Origin of the sequence: Streptacidiphilus pinicola, from assembly GCF_003258295.1 — a bacterium.
Lineage (GTDB): Bacteria > Actinomycetota > Actinomycetes > Streptomycetales > Streptomycetaceae > Streptacidiphilus > Streptacidiphilus pinicola.
In genome coordinates, this window is sequence record NZ_QKYN01000100.1 from 31,912 (window position 1) to 39,975 (window position 8,064).

7 protein-coding genes, 1 pseudogene and 1 riboswitch are annotated in these 8,064 nt (G+C 71.5%); of the genes and pseudogenes, 7 read left to right on the forward strand and 1 reads right to left on the reverse strand.

Translation table 11 applies throughout. The features are described 5' to 3' along the window. Positions 1-164: 164 nt before the first annotated feature. Entirely contained in the window at positions 165-1,118 is a 954-nt protein-coding gene (locus DN069_RS25335; protein WP_111504591.1) for an ABC transporter substrate-binding protein, read from the forward strand. A gap of 72 nt (positions 1,119-1,190) precedes the next feature. On the opposite strand, the gene DN069_RS25340 is transcribed toward DN069_RS25335, so the two are convergent. Beyond that, complete coding sequence (locus DN069_RS25340) at positions 1,191-1,781, reverse strand: MarR family winged helix-turn-helix transcriptional regulator (RefSeq protein WP_111504593.1); 591 nt, start codon at positions 1,779-1,781, stop codon at positions 1,191-1,193. A 130-nt stretch (positions 1,782-1,911) separates the two neighbouring features. Here DN069_RS25340 and DN069_RS25345 point away from each other — a divergent pair, with 130 nt between their 5' ends. The 6 genes and pseudogenes from DN069_RS25345 to DN069_RS40300 form a co-directional block, all read left to right on the forward strand. Next, positions 1,912-3,222 carry an MFS transporter gene (locus tag DN069_RS25345; protein ID WP_243639693.1) on the forward strand — a complete coding sequence of 437 codons (1,311 nt, stop codon included), beginning with the start codon at positions 1,912-1,914 and terminating at the stop codon, positions 3,220-3,222. 198 nt (positions 3,223-3,420) lie between these two features. Next, positions 3,421-4,644: a hypothetical protein gene (locus DN069_RS25350; protein WP_111504595.1), complete on the forward strand. Its 1,224-nt coding sequence runs from the start codon at positions 3,421-3,423 to the stop codon at positions 4,642-4,644. 54 nt (positions 4,645-4,698) lie between these two features. Next, positions 4,699-5,619, forward strand: a complete 921-nt coding sequence (locus DN069_RS25355; protein WP_111504597.1) for an undecaprenyl-diphosphate phosphatase — start codon at positions 4,699-4,701, stop codon at positions 5,617-5,619. Positions 5,620-5,706: 87 nt separating this feature from the next. Continuing rightward, entirely contained in the window at positions 5,707-6,297 is a 591-nt protein-coding gene (locus DN069_RS25360; RefSeq protein WP_116513696.1) for a thioredoxin family protein, read from the forward strand. A 108-nt stretch (positions 6,298-6,405) separates the two neighbouring features. Next, entirely contained in the window at positions 6,406-7,476 is a 1,071-nt protein-coding gene (locus tag DN069_RS25365) for a bile acid:sodium symporter family protein (RefSeq protein WP_165845632.1), read from the forward strand. A 91-nt stretch (positions 7,477-7,567) separates the two neighbouring features. After that, a riboswitch (cyclic di-AMP (ydaO/yuaA leader) is annotated at positions 7,568-7,697 on the forward strand. An 11-nt stretch (positions 7,698-7,708) separates the two neighbouring features. Further along, positions 7,709-8,064: pseudogene (locus tag DN069_RS40300) on the forward strand (hypothetical protein); the annotation flags it as partial.

The following is an 8,064-nucleotide window of genomic DNA, read 5'->3' on the forward strand; positions in this document are numbered from 1 at the left end:
CGGCGAGACTACCGGTTGTGCGCTCGATTTGTCAGAGCCGACTGTGAATATTGGGCCACAACGCACCCGTTGGGCTTCCGAATCGATGGGTTGCGGTTGAGGATCGATCAGTCCAGAGCGTGACAACCGAGTACAGCGACCAAAACAGAAGCCGGATTGGAACCGTGACCTTCTCTTTCACCGCCCGCTCCACCCGTGTACGTTCGGCCGCTGTCGTGGTGGCCTCCGCAGCCGCCGTCTGCCTCTCCGCGTGCGGCTCCTCCGGCTCCACCGCCGGCAACCCGCTGGCGCCGTCGGCGAACAGCAACGGCGGCGTCATCACCGTCGGCAGCAACAACTTCTCCGAAAGCACGATCCTGGCCGACATATACGGCCACGCGCTGGCGGCCAAGGGCTTCCAGGTGAAGTACCACCCGAACATCGGCAGCCGTGAGATCTCCTACGGGCTGATGAAGAGCGGCGCGCTCACGCTGATGCCGGAGTACAACGGCGCGCTGCTCGACTACCTCGACCCGAAGGCCGTCGGCACCAGCACCGCGGACGTCGACGCCAAGGCCGCCGCCAAGCTGGCCCCCACGCTGCAGCTGCTCAACCCCGCGGCCGCCGAGGACAAGGACACCCTGACGGTCAACACCAAGACCGCCAAGGCGCTGGGCCTGAGCGCGAGCTCCACCATCAGCTCCCTCGCCAAGGTGGCGAACACGCTGGTCATGGGCGGCTCGCCGGAGTTCCAGACCCGCGAGCAGGGCCTGGTGGGCCTGAAGTCCAGCTACGGCCTGACCTTCAAGGGCTACAAGTCCCTCGACGCGGGCGGCACGCTGACCGAGACGGCGCTGCAGAACGACAACGTGCAGATCGCCGACATCTTCACCACGGACGCGCTGATCCAGAAGGACGGCTGGGTGACGCTCACCGACGACAAGAGCCTGTTCGGCTTCCAGAACGTGGTGCCGCTGGCCGACAAGTCACTGCCGTCGGGCGCCGCCGACGTCCTCAACCAGGTCTCGGCCAAGCTCACCACGGCCGGGCTCATGCAGTTGGACGCCCAGGTGGGCGCTCAGGGCGCGGACCCGGGCACCGTCGCCGACAGCTGGCTGAAGGCCAACGGGATCTCCTGAGCCCGGAGAAAGCAGTGGGAGGGGCGCGGCACCGTCACGGTGCCGCGCCCCTCCTCTGTTCGGTGGTCGTGCTCAGCGCTCGGAGTCGTCCGGGGCCAGGTCGTCGGTGCGGCCCTGGGCGTCGGGCTGGCTGTCCTCGACACGGCGCAGCATCCGCCCGAGCGCGCCCGCCAGCTCGGAGCGCTCCTCCGGGGTGGCGTCCTGCAGCAGGCTCTCCTCGAAGACCGCCGCCATCCGCATGGACTCCAGCCACTTCTCGCGGCCCAGCTCGGTCAGCTCGATGTTGACGCGCACCCGGTTGCTCTCGTCCCGGCTGCGCGTGACCAGGCCGGCCGTGGCCATCCGGTCGACCCGGTGCGTCATCGCCGCCGGGGTCAGCCCGATCCGCTTCGCCAGCTCGCCCGGCCCGAGCCGGTACGGGGCGCCGGCCACGATCAGGGCCTTGAGGACCTCCCAGTCGGCCGAGGAGATGCCCAGGTCGTTGAGGTGCCGCCCGTAGGCGACGGTCATGCGCCGGCTCAGGCGACTGAGGGTCGAGACGATCGTCTCGACCTGCGGATCCACGTTGGGGAACTCGCGCTGGTACACCGCGACCTGCTCGCTGATCGCGAGCTCGGGCGGCGCTTGCGGTGCCTGCGGTGGCTCCTGGGACGACTCTGTCATGGCAGCCAGTATCTCACGCTGAAGGCTTGCGGGATTAAAAGTTGCTACCTGAAGACTTTACTAGTGTAGTCTTTCGTTCGAAACGAAGACGTGAGTCATGCAGACGTGAGTGAGAAGGGCGGTGTGCGAGATGGCGATCACGAAGGAGAAGACGATGCGGGGGGCGCTGCGCCGCGTCCAGGTGGGGAACGCCCTGAGCGCCTTCGGCAGCGGGTTCACCCTGCCGTACATGTTCGTCTACGTGGAGCGGGTGCGCGGTCTGGGTTCGCTGACCGCGTGGCTGGTCTTCACGCTGTTCGCGGCCGCCGCCCTGGTGGTGCTGCCGCTGGGCGGTCGTGGCATCGACCGCTTCGGCCCGCGTCCGGTGCTGGTCGCCGGCGCCGTGCTGACCTCCCTCGGTGCGCTGAGCTTCGGGCTGGCCACGACCCACTGGACGATCCTGGTGGCGGCCTTCCTGTTCGGCGCCGGCGTCACCACCTGCCAGCCCGCGCTGGCCACCATGGTGGTCCGCTGCTCCACCCGCACCACCCGCGCGCACGCCTTCGCGCTGCAGTTCACCCTGGTCAACCTGGGCATGGGCATCGGCGCGATGATCGGCGGCCAGCTCGTCGACGTCTCCCGGCCGGGCAGCCTCACGCTGCTCTTCAGCATCGAGGCGCTGATGTTCCTGGTCCTCGCCGCCGTGACCGGCACCGTCCGGCTCCCGGCAGCGGTGGCCGTCGAGGACGCCTCGGCCGCGACGGCGCGCAAGGCCGGCGGTTCGGACTTCCGGACGCTGCTGGGCGACCGTCCGATGGTCAAGCTGTCGATCCTGGCCGGGCTGATCTTCTTCGCCTGCTACGGCCAGTTCGAGAGCGGTGTGGCCGCGTACGCCACCAGCACGGTCGGAATCTCGCCCTCCGCGCTCGGCATCGGCCTCGGCGTGAACACCTTCGCCATCGTGCTGCTGCAGATGTTCGTCGTCCGCATCACCGCGCGTCGGCGCCGCACCACCGCGATCGCGGCGACCGGCCTGGTCTGGCTGGCCGCGTGGATCTTCGCGGGCGTCGCGGGCCTCTTCCACGGCGGCTCGTTCGCCGCGATCGGCTCGATGATGATGACCTACGCCCTCTTCGGCGTCGGCGAGGCGCTGCTCGCGCCGACCCTCGGCCCGATCGTCGCGGACCTCGCCCCGGCGCGCCTGCTCGGCACCTACAACGCCGCGTTCGCGCTGGTCAAGCAGGTCGCGATCGCGCTGGGGCCCGCGCTGGGCGTGCTCCTGGTCGGTGCCGGCCTGTCGACGGTCTACCTGGCCGTGCTGTCGCTCTTCTGCGTCGCGATCACCGTCGCGGCGTGGCGCCTGCGCAAGGTGCTTCCCGCGATCGCCGACAACGCGACCCCGGCCCGCAGCAAGGTCGTGACCGGTTCCCAGCAGGTCGCTGTGCTGGCGACGGCGGCGTAACCACCCGCATGGGGGCTCCCCGGCCTTCGGGCCGGGGGTGGGGGTACCTCCCGGCCGGAGGCCGGGGGAGAGCCGCACATCAGCAGAGCCCCGCGCCCCTGAAGGCGGTGCACCTGAACGGGGGAAGGCGAGTCCTTCCCGGGTGCCTGGTTCCCTGGCGGGTGGGAATCTCGGGAAGTGAGGAAACACGCCGCTGCCTTGCCCGCGCTGCTGTTCCTCCTCTTCGTGCTCGTGCAACTCCTCGCCCTGCCGGCGAGCAGCTTCAGTAACGACAGCTACCGCTACGACCTGCTCGCCCGTCAGTTCTCCGGGGAGTCCGCGGTCTCGGCCCGGCTCGCGGCGAACGCCGACTACTGCGCCGAGATGGCGCGGCAGGACTACCGGGGGCAGCTGCTGCTCCCCGCCGCCGGGTCGTTCCCCGCACCCGTGAAGAGCGACGGCGCCATCTGCCGGGCGCGGCTCGGTGCGACCGTGCTGCCGCCGAACGATCCGCGGTACACACGGATCTTCTCCACCCGTCCCGGCTACCCGCTGCTCGCGGCACCGTTCGTCGCGCTCCTCGGCGGGCCGACGGGGCTGCGGGTGGTGTCGGTCCTGCTCACCGGCCTCGCCGGCACGCTGGTCTTCGCGACTCTGCGCGTCGTGCTCCCGTCCGCGCGGCGGCTCGTGGCCGGGACGGGGCAGGTGCTCTGCTGTCTCACGCCGCTGGGGACGTACGGAGTGCGGCCGCTCTCCGAGGGGGCCGCACTGTTCTGTCTGACGGCAGGTCTGCTCGGCGTCGCGCTCTGCGGCGACGGGCGGCGGCCACGGCTGTGGGCCGGAGGCGCGCTGCTCGCCGCGGCCTACCTGGCGCTCGGGTTCGTCCGGTACGCCGAGGCGCTGCCGCTGGCGCTCGTCACCGTGCTGGGCGCGGCGGTATGCCTGGCGCTTCCCCGCCGGCGCTCCGCCGGCGCCGTGGTCGTCGGCGCGGTCTCGCTGGCCGCGTTCGTGGGCCTCGCCGTCGCGGGCGGGATGCTGCGCCTGCCCTCGTTGACGCTCAGCCTCGACGACCTGTTCTCCGCGCACTTCACCCAGCCGCTCGCGCCCGACCCGCGCGCCCGGCTCGCGGTACTGAACCTGCGGATGTGGTGGCAGTGGGCGCAGTCCACCGCGCTCGTGCCGGCGCTGCCCGTCGCGCTGGTGCTCGGCGTGCTGGGGCTGCGACGGGCGCCGGGGCCGGTCGCGGCCTACACCGCGAGCTGCGCGGTGACGGGGATCGCGGCCGTCGTCGCGCATCCGCTCGCGTACGAGGCGGAGCGGCTGATGCTGCCGATCTGGCTGCCGATCGTGGTCGGACTGCCGCTCTGGCTGGCCTCGGTGAACTTCGCACGACGGGTGGATGAACACCCGTCATCCAGGGGCCTGGCGTCTACACGCTTGTAGTAATTTCGGGCTGCTCGACGTCCCGTCCCTCCAGCAGCCCAAGGTCGCTTACCGATGTCCGTGCTCACCTATCCCGAAGCGATCGGCGTCGGCCTGCTGCAGGGCGTCACCGAGTTGTTCCCGGTCTCCAGCCTCGGCCACAGCATTCTGATACCCGCCCTGCTCGGCAAGCCGTTCTCCGACGACCTCAACGTCGCCGGAGACAAGTCGCCGTATCTCAGCGTGCTGGTCGGCCTGCACCTCGCCACCGCGGTGGCGCTGGTCGTCTACTTCCGCAAGGACTGGGCGCGGGTGTTGCAGGGGCTGTTCAGCTCGATCCGGGAGCGCCGGATCGAGACGGTCAACCAGCGGCTGGCCTGGCTGCTGATCGTCGCCACCATTCCGGTCGGGGTCGCCGGCATCGCGCTCGACAAGGTGTTCCGCGAGTCGCTGGGCAAGCCCATCCCGGCCGCCTTCTTCCTCATGATCAACGGCTTTGTGCTGTTCTTCGCCGAGCGCCTCAAGCGCGGCGGCACCGGGCGCCGCCGCGCCGGCGACGCGCACCTGCCGGGCGACGAGGGGCTGCACCCGGACGTCCTCTCGGACCGGCGGATCGTCAGGCTCGGCTGGGCCAGCGCGCTCTGGGTCGGTGCCGCGCAGATCCTGGCGCTGCTGCCGGGCATCAGCCGCTCCGGCGTGACCATGAGCGCCGGCATCTTCAAGGGCCTGCGCCACGAGGACTCCGCCCGCTTCGCCTTCCTGCTGGCCACCCCCGCGATCGGCGGCGCGGCCCTGCTGAAGCTGCCCTCGCTCGCGGGCGCGCAGGGCGCCGGCATCCACGGCCAGCTGCTCGTCGGCAGCATCTGCGCCTTCGTGGCCGGTTACGTCGCGGTGCGCTTCCTGGACAAGTACTTCGAGACCAAGACGCTGACCCCGTTCGCGATCTACTGCTTCGTCGCCGGCGCCGGCAGCCTGGCCTACCTGTCCATGCAGTAGTCCCCGAGGCTCCCCGGCGCTCCGTGAGCATCCGGTGACGGCGCGTCGAACACGGTCGGCGGGCGGCCGGATGCTGCACTGGACGTTGTGCGTCCACTCCGTGCCCCGACGGTCCCGACCGTCCTGCCCCCGCTCGCCCTGACCTGCGCGCTCCTCCTGGCGCTGCTCTCGGGGCTGACCGGCTGCGTACGGGTGGACGGGCGCGGCGAGGCCCTCGCGCCGCACTACGCGCACCCGTTCGTCAGCGTCGCCCCGGTCGTGCCCGCGCCCGTGCCGACGACCTACGACGCGAGCGCGGACGCCTCCGCCGAGGTGGCCGCCGCGCTCGCGCAGTCGCGCCGCGACGGTCGGCCCGTGCTGGTCGAGTTCGGCGCCGCCTGGTGCGCCGACTGCCAGGCGCTGGCGCAGCGCGTCGGCGACCCGGGCGTGAAGCTGCTGCTGCAGCGCGACTACCGCCTGGTCACCGTCGACGTCGGCCACTACGACCGGAACACCGCGCTGGCCGCCCGCTGGATCGACCTCAAGCGCAGCGGCATCCCCGCCCTGGTGGTGCTCAACCCGAGCGGCAGCGTTCGGGCCACCACCGCGGACGGCAGCTTCGCGAACGCGCGCACCCTCTCCTCGGACGCCATCGCGAACCGTCTCGTCGGCTGGCTCTACCCGCCTTCCCGATCATGACGAGATTCGCTCGAAGTCATGAAAACGTCCAGTTCAGCTGGATGCTACGGGCACGCACCTGATCTGATGCCGCCACAGGCGCCCCGCGCGTCCGGAAGGCGGTGCCCGATGAAACCACTCGCGCTCCTGTCCACCCTGACGGCCGCCGCCCAGAAGCGGCTGCTGTGGATCATGCTGCTCGCCTACGCCCTCGCCGCGAGCCGGCCCGAACCGGGCCTCGCGCTGCGCTCGGTGACACCGCTCCACCTCGGCGGCACCGCCCTGCCGCTGCAGGCCGGGCTGCTGGCCGCGGTCGTCTTCAACGCCGGGCTGACGGCCCGGACCGAGGCCCTCCCGGCCCTGCTGCGACATCCCCGGGCCCTGCTGGTGGGCATCACCGCCAACGCACTGCTGCCGAGCGTCCTGCTGGCCGTGGGCGCCGTCGCGGCCGACGGCTGGCACAACCCGCACGAGGCGCAGAGCCTGCTGGTCGGGCTGGCACTGGTCGGCGCCATGCCGGTGGCAGCCGGGGCCACCGTCTTCGCCCAGGGCAGCGAGGGCAACGCCACGCTGACGCTGGGCCTGGTCATCGGCAGCACCCTGCTCAGTCCGCTGACCATCCCGCTCGGCCTGCACCTGGGCGGCTTCCTCGCCTCCGGCCCCTACGCCGCCGATCTGCACGCGGCCGCGGCGCACGCGTGCGGCGCCTTCGCGGTGCTGGCCGTCGTCCTGCCCTGCGCCCTCGGCCTGCTGCTCGGGCGGCTGCTCACCGCCCACCGCCCCGGGCTGCTCGCGGCCGCGCTGCCGGTGGTCAAGGCGGTGAACCTGGGCGTGGTGGTCCTGCTCAGCTACACCAACGCCTGCGGCGGGCTGGGCCAGGTCGTCGCCCGCCCCGACCCGGACTTCCTGCTGCTGGTCGCCGTCGCCGCCGCGGCGATGTGCGGCGGCTCGTTCCTGACGGGCTGGGTGCTCGCCGCCCGCCTCGGCCTGCCGCGCGCCGACGCCATCGCGCTGGCCTACGCCTCCGGGATGAACAACAGCAGCGCGGGCGCGGTCGTCGCCGTCACCCGGATCCCGGGCAACCCGGCGGTGCTGGTGCCGATCCTGGCCTACAGCCTGCTGCAGAAGGTCCTGGCGTCCCTGCTCGGGGCCTTTGTCCGACATGCCCGCTTCGGTGACGAAAGCTCAGTCGTACCGTGAGCAGTGGGCCCTGTGGTCTCAACTGCACCCCGGGAACCACTTGGATTCAGGCCGCTTTAGTATTAACTTTCCATAACAGTACGCGCGGACGTCGTGTGTATCGCCTAATCCTCAGTGGAACCGGGGACCCAACGCACCTGGGGTGTATCGGCCTTGCGGCCGTAGGAGACCTCCCTCTCCGAACCCGTCAGCTAACCCGGTCGGCGAAGGGACGGAAAGGAGCACGCCAGTCATGGCGGCATACCCGGCCGAGGTCGAGACCCCGGCGCCGACCGATCATCCCGCCGCCGTCACGGTGCCGAGACAGCGCGGCGCCGCGCTGGGCCTCGCCGCGATGGCCGTCGGCGCCAGCAGCGTGATCGGACTCGCCGGTTCGGCGCTCGCCGCCGAGCAGCACCCCGACCGCGGTGAGCACGGCGGTGCGACGGGTTCCCTCTTCGTCGACGAGCACGCCGCAGCCGCACACGGCTCCGACGCGGGGACCGCGCTGCTCGACCGGATCCGCACCCAGGGCACGCCGGAGCAGGCCGCGGCCACGACCGCGGCGCAGTCCGTCCGCCTCGAGGCCGCGGCCTGCTCCGGCGTGCC